This window comes from Natrinema sp. CRL1 (assembly GCF_059162405.1).
This window is the reverse complement of sequence record NZ_JBLVOY010000003.1, coordinates 91711-105331: the sequence shown is the minus strand read 5'-3', so window position 1 is coordinate 105331 and position 13621 is coordinate 91711. Positions and strand designations below refer to the sequence as shown.

Below are 13621 nucleotides of genomic sequence, written 5' to 3'. Positions count from 1 at the left end.
ACTCTGAAGCGATCAGGAGCCATCAGTGACAGCGTCCCAGTCGGTCCTGCAGTCTTCGGGTCGAACCTCTCGAATCGCGTCCATCCCTTCACTCGGAATGTGTTTGAAACAGCGCGGTTCGTGCTCCGTTTCGGCGATCCACGCCGCCTCGTCGCCACAGACCGCACAGCGAGGCGCGCCGGCAACTCGCAGCGCGTACCACCAGCGAAGCCGCTCGAGTCGATCCCTGACCCCGGTCCTCACTCGAGTTCGAAGGTGTGACAGGCGACTTCCGGTTGCGGTCTCTCCTTCGAGTCGGTCATCGTCGGCCATTATGCGAGAACGTCGCGTCGCGTGCGGGTTACGTCTTCGCATGCGATCACGGTCGGCGACGGCCACAGCCGATCGATCGAACCAAAAAGCGTATTCCACCGCTCGCGAAGCAGTGGGGCAGAGTGAGCCGAGCGAACCCCGATCGGCCCGCAATGGCCGTCGAGAGCGGGACAGAGACTGACGGCGACGACCGGCCGGTCCTCGAGTCGCGACGCCGCCGGTTGGTTGCCTATTGCCGCCACAACGGCGAGCGGATCTGTCGCGATACGGCGGTACTCGTCGCGTGGGCGCTGGTGATGACGATCTGGATGCAGGGCTTTGGCGTCCCGCGCTGGCTCTGCTACGTCGTCACGTTCGTAGGCGTCGTGGGCTACACGCAGGCGACGACCCAGTGGTCGCGGCCGTATCGGAGCCCCGACGATTTGGAGCCCTGACCGGACTACAGGAATCGGACCAGCGGCACGAGCAGCGTCACGACCCAGAGGAGCGCCCCCAGGCGCACGAAGCCGTGGTCCTCGGGGTCGATCCGTTCGGTGTGTGACGCGCCGACGGCGATGAAGCCGAGCGCGACCGCCGTCGAGAACCGGTGGACGAAGACGTTGACCGGCAGTCGCGTGACGCCGAGCAGGGTGTAATCGAGCAAGATTGCCGTCGCGAAGCCGACCGAGGCGGCGGCGAAGGCCGTCGACCGATCGAGCGGGCGCGCGAAGGCGTACGTACAGACCGGGAGTCCGACCACGAGCAGCGGATAGAACGCGCCCGCGACGATCCGTGGGTCGCCATCGCCGAGCCGCGACTCGAGGGCGATCGCGCCGAACCTGACAAAGAGGTAGAGCCCGATCAGCGAGCCGGCCAATAGGAACGAGCGACGGATCCGCGGGGTGACCAGTTCTCGAGGAGCGGTCCGTGAGGTGACGTGGCCGACGAGCATCGCACCCGAGAGGGCGGCGACCATCCCCACGGGGACCGGTGAGTTGTCGCCGTCAGACTCGAGGTCGATGATCGCAACCCAGCCGTCGGAATCGAAGCCGCGGCCGTTCCCCAGATGCTCGCGCGAGACGGACGAGGGTGATCGGCGGTCCATGAACTCGCGTTCGACGTACCGCTGTGAGTCCTCGGCGCTGGTGACCGTGTGGCTGAGTCGGAACCAGTCCCAGTGTTCCTGATGGGCCTGCATCGCCGTCCACTCGTCCCCGTCGTGGGGAGACTCGTAGGCCCGAATGTGGTGGCGCGAGCCGAGGTACTCGCCGTCGTGTAACTGGTAGCTCTCGTCGAGCCACACGCCGTCGGTCGGATCGTCTTCGGCGGCGACGTAGACGTATCGAGTCGAGCCGTCGGCCCGTCCCCACGATGTCGATGTCGCCGCGCCGGCGCGTTCGTCGGCCGCTACGGTTTCGTTTTCCGTCGCGGTCGCCGTCCCCGTCTCCTCGCTTGCCGTCCCGACGTCCTCCTGCTCGGGACTGGTCTCGTTCCAGTCGCCGCGGCTCCGCTCCTCTAAGTGACGACGCGTGTCCGAGGGATCACCGGCGACGATCACGTTGATCGCGAGCGTCCGCTCCTCGAACGTCGTCGCGCTGCTCGTGTACGGCCACAGCGACGAATCCTCATCGACGGTGACGAACTGCTCCTGCCGGTCGACAGCCGAGTCCGCCGACGGAGCGGAGGTGCTCGCGGTCGACCCGAGGACCAGCACGACGAAAACGAGGGCTACCGCTCCGAGCGCGATCACCGTCCGTCGATCGATGGTCGGTCACCCCCGTCCGTGCGTGTTCGAAGTGACATGGTAGCGAACGACGGGTTCGATCCCGTCCGTTGAGTTATGTGGCAGGCTAGACGGTTCGTATATAGGTCTTCTCGTCGGCCGCGTCAGCCACTCTCCGCGTGAAATTCAATATTTCCAGTCAATCACTAGAGCCGAAGAGTACTGCCGCTGCCGATCCGATTCGCTCGAGCCGATCGAGAGAACAACGCGACTACCGAGTATCGCCTCAGCTTCGCTCTTCGTCGGGGAGCCCCCACGGGCTCTCGACATCGGTCGCAGTCTCGTCCGTCGAGAGCGGCACGTCCTGATACAATTGCTCGAGGTTGGTCATCGTGTACTCGACCGAGTAGCGCTCGACGGCCGCTCTGGTCTCGTGATCGGCCGCCAGCGACGTTTCGATCGCCTCGACCATCGAGTCGAGATCGCCGTACTCGAAGCGCTCGCCGTTGTCGGGGCCGATCGTTCGGTCGAACGGCGGCGCGTCGGTGGCCGCGACGGGGGTCCCGCAGGCGTTGGCCTCGAGCGTCGAGAGCCCGAGCGTGTCCGCGGTCGAGGCGGTGACGAAGGTGTCGATCGAAGAGTAAAACACGGGCAGGTCCTCGCGGGGGAGGAACTCTCGGAGTTCGACGTTGTCCGGCGCGTTTCGCTCGAGGGAGTCGCGGTAGGGGCCTTCGCCGACGATGACGAAGTCGTATTCCGGGAGCTCCTCGGCGGCCCGCAGGATTTCGTTGACGTTTTTCTCCATGCTGAGCCGCCCGCTGTAGCCGATCACGGTCCGATCGGGGTACCAGTCTTCGGCAGTCGGCTGGAAGAAGTCCATGTCGATGCCCACCGGGAGCTGGACGTGTTCGACCTCGCGGTCGATCCGCTCGGTCGAGGCGGTAACGATATCGAAGCTTCGGAGGAAGGCGTTCTCCGCGGGCACGTACGCCGCCGAGAGCGCCGCCGCGGCCGACTCGAGTTTGATGCTCTGGTGAAAGTACTCCTCGATCGGCGTGTGGTGGGTGTAGATCGTTGGCAGATCGCGTTTCCAGGCGTAGTAGCGACCGAGAATACCGATCGGTGCGGGACCGTGACAGTGGACGACGTCGAGATCGGGCAGCGTCGCGGTGCGTTTGGTAAGCGGGATCCGATAGCCGGCGTAGAACGGGTTCGGCAGCGATCTGACCGGGATTTCGCGGTCGCCCGGTTCGTAGTCGCCGTCCGGATAGATGACGTAGACCTCGTGTCCTTTGCGTTCTAACTCCTCGCGCCAGAGCTTGATCGTATACGTTACGCCGTCGATCTCGGGGAAATAACTGTCAGTAAAGAAGCCGATTTTCATTCAGGCCACCTCCTCGTACAGCGACTGGTACTGGGTCGCGACCGACGACAGCGAGAACGCCTCGCTGCGGTCGGCCGCGTTCGTTCCGAGTTGGTCCCGGAGCGTGGAATCGGTGAGTCGCTCCAGCGCGTCGACGAAACCGTCGACGCCCGAGTCAGCGACTTTCAGGCAGTCCTCGCCGTCCTCGAGCCACGAGAACGTCTCGATGTCCCGGACGAGAAGCGGCTTGCCGGCGGTCATCGCCTCGAGCAGGGCGATCCCCTCGTTTTCCTCGTGGGTCGGGAAACAGAAGATGTCGCCCGCCGCGTACGCGCCGCGGATGTCGTCGACGTAGCCGGTGAACGTGCAGTTGTCCGGCGACTCCTCGATCAGCCGCGTCGTTTCCCGTCCCTTCAGGGAGAGATCGAGCGGGCCAAACCACGCGAAGTCCAGATCGGGCAGTCGGCGAGCCAGTTCGACGAACGTCTCGAGACCCTTGCGCTTGATGACGTGGCCAACGAGAAAGACGGTAGGCGACTCGAGGTCGTAGCGTTCACGGTACTCGGCCTCGAGCGATTCGAAACCCTCGAGTTTCTCGCGGTCGACGCCGTTCGAGATCACGGTCGTCGGCGCGTCCGCGTAGGTTTCGATCAGCCCACGGTTGTACGCCGAGGGACAGACCAAGGCGTCGGCCAGCCCGTAGGCTCGCTCGAGGTACGGCCGAAGCGGTTTGGCGAGGGCGTTCGTAAACCGGAAGCTATCTCCGAAGTCCTCCGCGGTGACGTGGGTGTTCGCGACGACGGGAACGCCGCGATCGCGGGCCCGCTTTGCGTACCAGACGGATCGAGGCCCCATGAGATTGCAGTGAAAAACGTCGGTCTCGAGCGTCGGCTCGGTCGTATAGCGCAGGTCCAACCCGTCCAGCATCTTCCGCTGGTGGACGACGGACTCACGGATCCCGCCGGTCACGTGATCCTCGAACTCGAAGTAGTGGCTGATCTTCATACCGGGCTACACCAATCGGAGTGACCGTCCGACGCTCGCGGACGCGGGGCCGAATCGAGGCTCGCGACGGTCGGTCGACGGCGGCGTTACTCGACTTCGAGCCACGGTACCTCCATCAGCGGCGGAATATGCGTCTCGATGTGGTGTTCCCAGACGCCCTCCTCGCCGAAGGCCTCCCCGTGGTCGGCCGTCACGACGACGCGACCGTCGAGTTCGTCGACCAGTTCCGCGACGGACTCGAGTGCGATCCGCAGGTTCTCTTCGTACAGTTCCAGGGCCGCCTCTCGAGTCCCGTTCTTGACGAGGTCCGCGGGATCGAGTTCGAGCCAGAGACCTGCCTTCTGGGCGAGTTCGCTGCCCTCGAGTTTGTCTTCGACTTTCGGGCGAATGGTATCGCCGAGCGACGAGAGCGCGCCGCCGCCGTCGGTTTCGGCGTTTTCGGCCTCCTCCTGTTTGCGGATCCCCTTCTGGATCTGCTTGAGCTTCTGGCCTTTGCCACGGGAGAGGTAGGGCGCGTGTGGCTGCATGTAGTGAAGCACCGTTCGGTCGGCCTGCTCGACGGCCGCCGTATTGTCGCGGAACGCCTCCGCGAGACTCTCCGGAGGCACCGTCCCCAGATCGTCGTCCCAGCCGGTCTTCCAGACGTCGAACACGTTGCTGATGTGCTCGGTTGCCGTCCACTCGTAGTCGCAACTGGCCCCCCATTTGAGCTCGTTCAGTGGGATACCGAGGTCGTTAATAAACGGATTCCCTGAAAAGTACGCGATATCGTGGTCGCCGGTAAACGTCCGGTAGGCCCACTCCGGCGTCGACGACCCGACGCTCCAGCGTTTTTCCAGCGTCCCGTCGAGATACTCGTCGTAAACCTCGCTGAACACGTCGTACCGACACGCATCCAGCACGAGACAGTAGTCCCACTCCGACTCGAGGAAGTGCTGGTCGTCCATTAGTTGCGGTACCTTTCGATTCGACCACTGTATTCTTATTGGTTCCTGAAGGTCGCCGGAACCGACTCGTTCGATCGGATCGATCACCGCGCCCGCCCGGGGTTTCGTCAGTCGAATCGAGACGGCGGTTCACTCCAGATAGCCGAGTTCGCGGAGCCGATCCTGCGTCGCCTCGTCGGCCTCCTCGAGCGCGTCCGCTGCGTCGGTATTCGTCTCGGTCGGGTCGTCCCACGCGCCGCCGACCGCCTCCTCGAACCGGCCGAGCGCCCGCTCGGCGGCCGCGACGAGGTCGTCGTCCGCGGGTTCGATCGGCGACGACTCGTGCGGATCGGCGTCGAGCCGGTACCCTTCGTCGGGAACGAGATCCGCGCGGACGTACTTCCGGTCGGTGCCCCGCGCGGCGCGCAGCCGCGAGTAGGCCCGGTGATCCGCCGGCAGCGTGACGCCGGCCTCGCTCGCCTTCTGCTCTAAGTGGTGTAACTCGATGACCGGCTGGGCGTACTCGATAAACGCGTAGTCGGCGTCGCCGTCGGCCTCGAGAACGGCTCGCTGGCCGGGGTCCGGATCCGAAACGCCGTCGAACGCTCGGTACTCGCTCGAGAGCAGCGACCGCGTCGGGTCCAGCGCGACGGGGCCGTCGTCCGCGCTCGTACCGACCGCAGCGCCGGGATCGACGGCCAGCGCGTCGAGGACCGTGTGATAGCAGTCGAGCAGTTCGACGAGGTCGTCGCGCCGGCCGGCCTCGAGGGCAGGGTGTTTCACCAGCAACGGGACGTTGATTAGTTCGTCATAGAGCGCGAACTCGTGGCCGTAGAGGTCATGTTCGCCGTGGAGTTCGCCGTGGTCGGCCGCGACGACGACGGTCGTTTCCTCCCACTGGCCGGTCGCGCGCAGCCAGTCGAAGAGACGGCCGAGTTCGGCGTCCATGTGTGCGATTTCGGCGTCGTACAGCCCACGGATGTCCGCCCACTCCTCGTCGTCGATGTTCCGGACGCCGGCGTTGTACTCTTTCGAGTTCTGGCAGACCGCATCGGGGTCGACGCCGGGAGCGAACGCCTCGCGGTACTCCTCGGGCGGGTAGTACGGCAGGTGCGCGTCCATCAGATTGACGAACGCGAACCAGCCCCGGTCGCTCTCGCTGTCGTCGATGAAGGACCTCGTTCGGTCGATAACCGACGGCGTCTTCGTGTCGGCCCCCTCGCCGCTGGCGAGTTTCTCGTGGGCGATCGCGCCGAGCCTGACGAGTTTCGACGCCATCTCGCGGAGGTAGTCGTTGTCGTTGACCGCCTGCCACGCGTTCGCGAGCGGTCCCGAGAGCACGTCTCGAGGCAGGACTTCGAAGAACGAGTCGTGGGCGTCGAAGCCGTCGGTGAGGCCGGTGTAGGGGGTGATCCAGGCGTTCGAGGAGAAACACGCCGTGTCATAGTCCGCCGCCGACAGCACCGACGCGAGGGTGGTGACGTCGTCGAGATACGGACTTCCCTGATCGGCCCCGTGCTGGCTCGGATAGAGGCCGGTAAAGAGCGAGGCATGGACCGGCAGGGTCCACGGCGCGGGCGCGACCGCGGACTCGAAGACGGTCGCCTCCTCGGCGAACGCCGAGAGCTCGGGCGTCGTCCCCCGGTCGTAGCCGTACGGGCCGAGACGATCCTTCCGGACGGTATCGAGCACGACGAAGAGGACGTTCGACTGGCGGGTGCCGGATTCCGTCTCCGTCGCTGTTCTCGTCCCCTGTACGGCCGCAGTCTCACGAGCGGTCGACTGTGGTCGCCCCTCGGTACTGCAGCGGAGAGCGGGCGCTGACGGGACGGGAGAAGGGTTCAGGTAACTCACTGGGTGTATTCGACCGAACGCACAATTTGTTATGGAGCGGATACGATCTCGGAACCGTCTCGCCGTCGCCGTAGTGACTCATTGACCGGGACACCCTGAAGGACGCGGCCGTCGACAGCGGAGGCGAGAGCAGTCTCTCGGAACGACTCGAGCGACCCTGTCAGACCGAGAGAAACGAACGCTCGGTCGACGAGCGGGTATCGCAACCGCCGGCCGCTTCCGCTGTTGCGATCGATCAGACGTTTCAAGTCGACTGAGAATCCATACCCGCCATGGACGAGCAAAATCGGCGCGCGTTTCTCATCGGTGCCTTCGGTGCGATCGCGGTCTTTGCCGTCCTCGTGTTCATCGTCGGCGCGCGCTCGATTCTCGATTCCCTGCTCTCGGCACAACCGTCGCTCGTCGCGGCGACGTTTGCACTCGCGCTCTGTTGGCTGGCCGTCTGGAGTCTGATGCTCCGAACCGTCCTCGGGACGCTCGGCGTCGAGATTCCGCTGGGCAAGTCGTTTCTCGTCTACGCCGGGGCCGTCTTCGCCAACAACGTTACCCCGTTCGGACAGGCCGGCGGCGAACCGATCGCGGCGCTGCTCATCTCGAAGGTCTCCGATTCCCGCTACGAAACCGGTCTCGTCGGGATCGCGAGCGTCGATGTGCTCAACGTGATCCCCTCGATCTCGCTCGTCTTCGTGGGGATCGGCTACTACGCGACCACTGCCGCCGTCGGCGAGCGCCTCGAGACGGCCGTCGGCTCGGCCGTCGTGCTGATCAGTGCCATCCTGCTCGTCATGGGACTCGTCTGGCGGTACCGAGAGCGGATCATCGACCGCCTGCCGGCCGTCATCGCGCCCCGCCTCGGGAAGCTCGGTCTCGAGCGCTTCGACTCGGAGACGCTCGAGGCAGACCTCGCGGACCGAATGGGCCGGTTCTTCGAGAACATCGAGCGGCTCGCGACGAACCGCTGGCGGCTCGGGGCCGTGATCGGGCTCTCGCTGTGTGGCTGGCTCTTTCAGGTGGTCGCGCTGCTTGCGGCCTTCGCCGCCCTCGGCCACAGCGTCCCGCCCTACGTCCTGCTGTTTGTAATTCCGCTCGCGAACATCGCCGGCGCGGCCCCGCTCCCGGGCGGCCTCGGCGGTATCGAGGCCGCATTCGTCACGCTGCTCGTCCCGACGACGGGCATCGAAGCGTCGGCCGTCACCGCGGCAGTCTTGATCTTCCGCGGTGCGGTCTACTGGATGCCCATCCTCATCGGCGGCGCTTCGGTGTCGGCGCTGGGGATTCGGACCATCCGATGAGCCAGCCGAGCAGTTAACCGCGCGGACCGCCGACTAGAAACCGACTCGAGACCGATGTATCGAGACGGTCACGCCGGCTTCAACGCGCTCCTGTACGCGCCGTTCGTGCCGACGGTAACCGCCGCCTACTCGCTCGAGACGGCGCTCTGGGGCGCGGTTATCGCACTCGCCGCGGCGAACCTGCCCGATCTCGACCAGAACGTCGAGCGGATCGACCACCGCGGCCCGACTCATACCGTCTGGTTTGCCCTTCTGTTCGGCTTCGTCGCGGGAGTCGGAACCGTACTCGTCGCTCGCTCGGGGTTTGGCTCCAGTGGCAGTTTCAGCTTCGGATTCGCCGTCGGCACCTGCGGGATTCTCGCCCACCTCGCGGGCGACGTCGTGACGCCGATGGGACTCTCCCCGTTCGCACCGGTTTCGCGGGTCCACGTCACGCTCGAGTGGTTCAAATCGAAAAACGGGACAGTCAACCGCGCGTTTCTGCTCGTCGGATCGGTGGCGTTGGTGGCGTCGCTGCTGTTGGCGGCCGCCCAGCCGGTGACAGTGCCGATTCCGATTCAGTGGCGGTGACAACCGGCGAGTTACTCCGACTGCCGCCGTAGAACGCCGGCGTCCCGATTCCGCCAGCGCCCGATCACCGCCAGATCGTCCGTGCGCCACGCGAGGACGCCGACCGACGACGACCAAAGCAGGACCGTCGCGATCACGCCGTGGACGTCCAGTCCGGGGCTCCACGTCGCCCGCAGCGGGAACAGCCACGGGATCGCCATCGGGGACAGCGAATCGATGACGAGGTGAGAACCGATCGCGAGCCCGACGGCGAGCGTGATCTCGCGGTTTCGACAGAGCGCGTACACCCCAGCGATGACCGACAGCGCGAACAGCGGCGAATGCAACACGCCGCGGTGAACGAACGGCCACCCCCACGCCGCCGGAAAGAGAAAGTCCGCGTCCGGAGCGAGCCCGAAGACGATTCCCACCCACACCCCGGCTCGCGGACCGACGTCGGCGACCCCCCGGACGAGCGCGACGCCGACGATAGCGTGTGTCGCGAACGCGACGGTAAGGAATACTATCAGTTCGAGTGACATTAGCTTACCCATCGGCCGAGGTCCCGATATACGTTGTGGCGCGCTCCGATCGCGGGCACGGATTCGGAGCCGAGAGCGGGTGTATTTACGGCGGCTGCAATTGCAAGCCCACGACTTCAGTCGTCCGACGAGGTCAGAGTCGAGATGACAGACGGCGATGGTCTCCCTCCAACTCACCGAAACGCCGCCGTGGCTCGAGTCCCTGTTCACCTCGGAACTCGGCTTTGCGGTCCTGTTCGGCATCTGCGTCCTCGAGGGAGCGATGTTGCTGCGGTTCATGCCCAGCGAACTCGTCGTGCCGTCGGCGCTGGCGTTGATCGGCTCGTCGGTCCCGACGGCGGCCTCGATCGTCGCCCTCGCAGTCGTCGGGACGACGGTCGGTCAACTCCTGTTGTTCGGACTCGTCCGTCGCGCCGGCCGGGAGTACGTCCTTCAAAAGCGGTGGTTCCCCGTCACCGAGTCGCGCCTCGAGCGGTTCGACGGCTGGTTCGACCGGTGGGGACATCTCGCCGTTGCCGCGAGCAATACGATGCTGTTCGTCCGCGGGTTGCTCACCGTCCCCGCCGGCCTCTCGGAGATGGACGGCCGCTCGTTTCTCGTGCTATCGGCGGTCGGATCGCTGTCCTTCCAGTCGATTCTAGCCGGTCTCTACCTGCTCGGCGGCTATCTGCTCGTCTGAGCAGGCGGCGACGCCGAGAACCGAAGACGTGAGCGCGTCGGTTTAGTGAACGGTATCACTCACGCCGAGTGATTTCTTCGGAATGAACCGGCGAACGGCACTGGCTGCGACGGGAACCCTCCTGAGTATGAGCGCGGCTGGCTGTCTCTTCGAGCAGACCGAATCGGAGCCACAGTTCACTCTCCGAGACGTTCGATCGCATCTGGCCGACGCGGGGACGATGGTCGTCGTCGGGACGGTCACGAAGCAGGGAAGCGACGCCGGCGAGGTCACGATCAGGGCCGAACTCCTCATCGAGGACGACTACGATCACGCGAGTGTGCAGACGTTCGTCATCCGCGCCGATATCGACGAGCGCGTCGTCGCACTTCCGTTTACGTCCGAGTCGGACTTCTACGGCGAGCGAACGTTTTCCGCTCGAGCGAAGATTGTCCGAGACGGCGCCGCAGACGGGGAGTGGGTCACCGAGACCGAGTGAGTCCGCTGGTGGGGCTCAGTCCCCGCCCTGTCGGGTAACCGGTAGCCGGAATCTAACTCCCGCGTCCCGGAGCTGCCACCTGATCTCGAGGCCGGCCCAGAGCAGCCCCGTCAGGAGCGCGATACCGACGGCCGCAAACTCCGATGCCCCCATCCAGACGGGGGTCGCGAAGAGGAGGCCGTTGTAGATCCGATGGGGCAGGATCGACTCGAGGAGGCCGCCAAGGAAGCCGAGCGGATCGAATCCGAAGATCCCGCCGCTTTCGTCGTCGCTTTCGGTCGTCGTTCGTGACTCGAGGCCGAGTGCCGCGGCGCTCTGGCCGCCCTCGCTCTCGGCTCCGGTCTCTAACCGTTCGGCCTCGTAGGGGAGTGTCGACTCGACCTGCCAGACGATCTCTCCGGATTCGTTGACCTCCATAACGCGGTTGCCGTGGGTGTCGGTGATGAGCGTGTTCCCGTTGGGCAGTCGATCGGCGTCTCGCGGCCACTGGATGCGGTCGTCTTCCCACTCCCAGCTACGAGTCCACTCGCCGTCTTCGCGCTGGAACTCCTGGACGCGGCCGTTTTCGGAGTCGGCGACGACGACGGCCGGCCCGCCCTCGCTCTCAGGGATGTAATCGGGGTTGTGCTGTTCGTACTGGATGTCGTACTCGTCTTCTTCTCCGAGGGTCCAGTCCTCGACCAGCCCCTCCTCCCGGTCGAGGAAGACGACCTGGTCCTGATTCCGAAGGCTGGCCATGATTCGGCCCTCCATCTCGCCGTCCTCGATGTATTCGACGTCGTTGATATGCGCCCAGTCCTCTGGGTACGAGCCGCCGCCCTCGACGGGGAACTCGCTCTGGGCGTCCCAGAGCCACTCGACGACCTCGGTCTCGGTGTTCACGATGAACACCTGATCCGCGACGATGTCGGCGACGACGACGTGGGTCTCATTGATGCGGTCCGCGTCGTGCCACTCGCCGGCGGTCTCCTTGTAATCGTAGCGCTCGTAGACGACCTCGACCTCGCCGGTCGAGAGGTTCGCGCGCTCGATGACGTTGCGCGCACACGGCGGATCGGAACAGGTCGGTCCCGCCGAGTGAATCGTATCCGTCGCGGTGTACTCGACGGTCAGCGGGTCCCCCTCGACGGGGTCGACGTCGAAGTACTTCGTCCGCGAGTTGTTGTAATAGAGAACGTCGCCGCTGGGTTCGTAGGCGGTGATGGTGCCGGCCCGCCCCGATTCGGTGACGACCGTGTGGTTCTCGGTCGGCGGTGCCTCGGGTACATCGTCCTCCGTGGCCGTCGAGAGGTCGTTCGACGCCGCGCTGGCGACGACGGCCGCCGAAAGGAGGATCACGGCGATGAACACGACCCGGAGTCGGGTTCGCGTAAGGATCGATCGGAGCCGAGCGAGCGGGGAGCGTGATCGGTCAGACATTGGTCATACCGGATACTGCCGGGCCATCCGAAGTACCATTATCCGTCGTTTGCAGTCTGTGACAGACAGGGTCGAACGCGGATCGCTTGAGGTCAGTGGCGGGTCAGCAGTGAGTCAGCGACACGTTGGGTCGCCGCGACTCACTCCAGTTCGTCTGCGCGTCTCGTGGTCAGGACGGGTACGGGCGAGGTCCGAATCACCCGCTCGGTGAAGCTCCCGAGCAGGTGGCGGTCGAGCCCGGTGTGGCCGTGGGTCCCCATCACGACGAGATCGACGCCCTCCTCGTCGACGTAGGTCGTGATCTCTCGAGGCACCGAGCCGGCCGTAATGGTGGTCTCGACCTCGTCGACACCCGCCTGCCTCGCGGTCGTTTCAGCCTTATCGAGGACCGTCTGTATGTTCTCCTCGAGTTGCGAGGAGAGCTGTGTCGATCCCGCATCGATCACCTCCGGCAGTTCGTCGACGACCGACAGCAGGTGCAACGTCGCACCGTGGCGCGCGGCGATCGACGCGGCCTGCTCGAGCGCCACGGACGCGTGATCGCTGCCGTCGGTCGGGACGAGCACGTCGCTGTAGGGGTAGTTACGTCTCACCCCCTCGGCCGAGCGAACGGTCAGTACGGGACTCTCGCTCCGGTTCACGACGCAATCCGTAGTGCTTCCGAGGACGTACTCGCCGATCCCGCGCCGGCCATGGGCACCCATCACGACGAGGTCGAACTCGTCGGTGGCGTAGTCGACGATCGCGGTTCGGGGATCGCCCTGGACGAGATCCGTCTCGACCGCGACGCCGCGGTCCTCGGCCAGCGCGGCCGCGGCAGCGAGGATCTCGTCGCCCTCTCGCTCGAGGACGTCGACGATGTCCGTTCCGAGCCGGGTTAGACTCGGTTCCTTCGTGTCCGCGACGTAGAGCAGTTGGATCGTGGCCTCCCGGTCGGCAGCGATATCGAGCGCGTGCTCGAGGGCCGCCCTCGCGGGGTCGCTCCCGTCGGTCGGCACGAGGAGTTGCGTAGTCATGGATGGCGGTTCGGCACCGACCCGCTTACCATTGTGGGATGCTATCGTCGGCGACAGCTCTCGTCGGCATCGAGAGAAACGAGAAGGAGACGTCTCGCGGGCTATCGAGGCGCGACGGAAGCCGCTACGCCGCTTCGACGCGAATCTCGCCGTCGGCAGCGACGGTCACCAGACAGTCGCTGTACTCGAACGTGACCGAGCCGGCGGACCGCACTCCGTTCGGGCGCGGCTCGAACAGCCGCTCGAGCGCGTCGGCGTTGATCGCGTAGTGGAGCGGCTCGAGTTCGGTGATAGCGTGGTCGCGAAACGTTGCGACGGCGTCCGCGACGGCGACGCTGAGCGGTTCATCGTCGAGTCTATCATACTGTACCGAATACTGCTCCCCCATCGTGGTCGACGGCGATCGTGAACTCATTTCTGTCATTGATTGTACGTACCCCCAGTACGTCGGTGGGACACTACTCCCCCGTTCTCGAGTTACCGT

General features: G+C 65.3%; 15 protein-coding genes. 5 read left to right on the top strand and 10 right to left on the bottom strand.

What is annotated here, in order from left to right; genetic code table 11:
* Window positions 1-12: 12 nt before the first annotated feature.
* Window positions 13-312 carry a hypothetical protein gene (locus tag ACJYUO_RS11385; protein ID WP_494345492.1) on the bottom strand — a complete coding sequence of 100 codons (300 nt, stop codon included), beginning with the start codon at window positions 310-312 and terminating at the stop codon, window positions 13-15.
* Window positions 313-434: 122 nt separating this feature from the next.
* Between ACJYUO_RS11385 and ACJYUO_RS11380 the strand changes: the two genes are divergently transcribed.
* Complete coding sequence (locus ACJYUO_RS11380; RefSeq protein ID WP_494345491.1) at window positions 435-746, top strand: DUF8119 family protein; 312 nt, start codon at window positions 435-437, stop codon at window positions 744-746.
* Between the two features lie 5 nt (window positions 747-751).
* On the opposite strand, the gene ACJYUO_RS11375 is transcribed toward ACJYUO_RS11380, so the two are convergent.
* The 5 genes from ACJYUO_RS11375 to ACJYUO_RS11355 all read right to left on the bottom strand — a co-directional run bounded on the left by ACJYUO_RS11375 (window position 752) and on the right by ACJYUO_RS11355 (window position 7162).
* Window positions 752-2041 (bottom strand): UbiA prenyltransferase family protein, encoded by a 1290-nt coding sequence (locus ACJYUO_RS11375; RefSeq protein WP_494345490.1) that lies wholly within the window; start codon window positions 2039-2041, stop codon window positions 752-754.
* Window positions 2042-2300: 259 nt separating this feature from the next.
* Window positions 2301-3398 (bottom strand): glycosyltransferase, encoded by a 1098-nt coding sequence (locus tag ACJYUO_RS11370; RefSeq protein ID WP_494345489.1) that lies wholly within the window; start codon window positions 3396-3398, stop codon window positions 2301-2303.
* Complete coding sequence (locus ACJYUO_RS11365) at window positions 3399-4382, bottom strand: glycosyltransferase family 4 protein (protein WP_494345488.1); 984 nt, start codon at window positions 4380-4382, stop codon at window positions 3399-3401.
* A gap of 86 nt (window positions 4383-4468) precedes the next feature.
* Window positions 4469-5329 (bottom strand): hypothetical protein, encoded by an 861-nt coding sequence (locus ACJYUO_RS11360; RefSeq protein WP_494345487.1) that lies wholly within the window; start codon window positions 5327-5329, stop codon window positions 4469-4471.
* Between the two features lie 129 nt (window positions 5330-5458).
* A complete protein-coding gene (locus tag ACJYUO_RS11355) occupies window positions 5459-7162 on the bottom strand; it encodes a sulfatase (RefSeq protein ID WP_494345486.1) in 1704 nt (567 codons plus the stop codon).
* Window positions 7163-7434: 272 nt separating this feature from the next.
* On the opposite strand from ACJYUO_RS11355, the gene ACJYUO_RS11350 reads away from it, so the two are divergent.
* Both ACJYUO_RS11350 and ACJYUO_RS11345 read left to right on the top strand, forming a co-directional pair.
* A complete protein-coding gene (locus ACJYUO_RS11350; RefSeq protein ID WP_494345485.1) occupies window positions 7435-8454 on the top strand; it encodes a lysylphosphatidylglycerol synthase transmembrane domain-containing protein in 1020 nt (339 codons plus the stop codon).
* Between the two features lie 54 nt (window positions 8455-8508).
* A complete protein-coding gene (locus ACJYUO_RS11345) occupies window positions 8509-9024 on the top strand; it encodes a metal-dependent hydrolase (RefSeq protein ID WP_494345484.1) in 516 nt (171 codons plus the stop codon).
* A gap of 11 nt (window positions 9025-9035) precedes the next feature.
* Here ACJYUO_RS11345 and ACJYUO_RS11340 read toward each other — a convergent pair whose 3' ends face one another.
* On the bottom strand, window positions 9036-9545 hold the full coding sequence (locus ACJYUO_RS11340) for a metal-dependent hydrolase (protein ID WP_494345483.1): 510 nt from the start codon (window positions 9543-9545) through the stop codon (window positions 9036-9038).
* Between the two features lie 157 nt (window positions 9546-9702).
* Here ACJYUO_RS11340 and ACJYUO_RS11335 point away from each other — a divergent pair, with 157 nt between their 5' ends.
* Window positions 9703-10224, top strand: coding sequence for a DedA family protein (locus tag ACJYUO_RS11335; protein WP_494345482.1), 522 nt, complete (start codon window positions 9703-9705; stop codon window positions 10222-10224).
* 82 nt (window positions 10225-10306) lie between these two features.
* A complete protein-coding gene (locus ACJYUO_RS11330) occupies window positions 10307-10702 on the top strand; it encodes a hypothetical protein (RefSeq protein WP_494345481.1) in 396 nt (131 codons plus the stop codon).
* 15 nt (window positions 10703-10717) lie between these two features.
* On the opposite strand, the gene ACJYUO_RS11325 is transcribed toward ACJYUO_RS11330, so the two are convergent.
* From ACJYUO_RS11325 to ACJYUO_RS11315, 3 genes are all read right to left on the bottom strand, one after another.
* Complete coding sequence (locus tag ACJYUO_RS11325; RefSeq protein ID WP_494345480.1) at window positions 10718-12121, bottom strand: aryl-sulfate sulfotransferase; 1404 nt, start codon at window positions 12119-12121, stop codon at window positions 10718-10720.
* 140 nt (window positions 12122-12261) lie between these two features.
* Window positions 12262-13137: a universal stress protein gene (locus ACJYUO_RS11320; RefSeq protein WP_494345479.1), complete on the bottom strand. Its 876-nt coding sequence runs from the start codon at window positions 13135-13137 to the stop codon at window positions 12262-12264.
* Window positions 13138-13261: 124 nt separating this feature from the next.
* Window positions 13262-13561 (bottom strand): HalOD1 output domain-containing protein, encoded by a 300-nt coding sequence (locus ACJYUO_RS11315; protein ID WP_494345478.1) that lies wholly within the window; start codon window positions 13559-13561, stop codon window positions 13262-13264.
* Window positions 13562-13621: the final 60 nt, after the last annotated feature.

What these genes read in the sequence shown, in the direction of transcription:
- ACJYUO_RS11385 (WP_494345492.1), bottom strand. Translation starts at nt 312, where the DNA reads ATGGCCGACGATGACCGACTCGAAGGAGAGACCGCAACCGGAAGTCGC.
- ACJYUO_RS11370 (WP_494345489.1), bottom strand. Translation starts at nt 3,398, where the DNA reads ATGAAAATCGGCTTCTTTACTGACAGTTATTTCCCCGAGATCGACGGC.
- ACJYUO_RS11365 (WP_494345488.1), bottom strand. Translation starts at nt 4,382, where the DNA reads ATGAAGATCAGCCACTACTTCGAGTTCGAGGATCACGTGACCGGCGGG.
- ACJYUO_RS11360 (WP_494345487.1), bottom strand. Translation starts at nt 5,329, where the DNA reads ATGGACGACCAGCACTTCCTCGAGTCGGAGTGGGACTACTGTCTCGTG.
- ACJYUO_RS11350 (WP_494345485.1), top strand. Translation starts at nt 7,435, where the DNA reads ATGGACGAGCAAAATCGGCGCGCGTTTCTCATCGGTGCCTTCGGTGCG.
- ACJYUO_RS11345 (WP_494345484.1), top strand. Translation starts at nt 8,509, where the DNA reads ATGTATCGAGACGGTCACGCCGGCTTCAACGCGCTCCTGTACGCGCCG.
- ACJYUO_RS11340 (WP_494345483.1), bottom strand. Translation starts at nt 9,545, where the DNA reads ATGTCACTCGAACTGATAGTATTCCTTACCGTCGCGTTCGCGACACAC.
- ACJYUO_RS11335 (WP_494345482.1), top strand. Translation starts at nt 9,703, where the DNA reads ATGGTCTCCCTCCAACTCACCGAAACGCCGCCGTGGCTCGAGTCCCTG.
- ACJYUO_RS11330 (WP_494345481.1), top strand. Translation starts at nt 10,307, where the DNA reads ATGAACCGGCGAACGGCACTGGCTGCGACGGGAACCCTCCTGAGTATG.
- ACJYUO_RS11325 (WP_494345480.1), bottom strand. Translation starts at nt 12,121, where the DNA reads ATGTCTGACCGATCACGCTCCCCGCTCGCTCGGCTCCGATCGATCCTT.
- ACJYUO_RS11320 (WP_494345479.1), bottom strand. Translation starts at nt 13,137, where the DNA reads ATGACTACGCAACTCCTCGTGCCGACCGACGGGAGCGACCCCGCGAGG.
- ACJYUO_RS11315 (WP_494345478.1), bottom strand. Translation starts at nt 13,561, where the DNA reads ATGACAGAAATGAGTTCACGATCGCCGTCGACCACGATGGGGGAGCAG.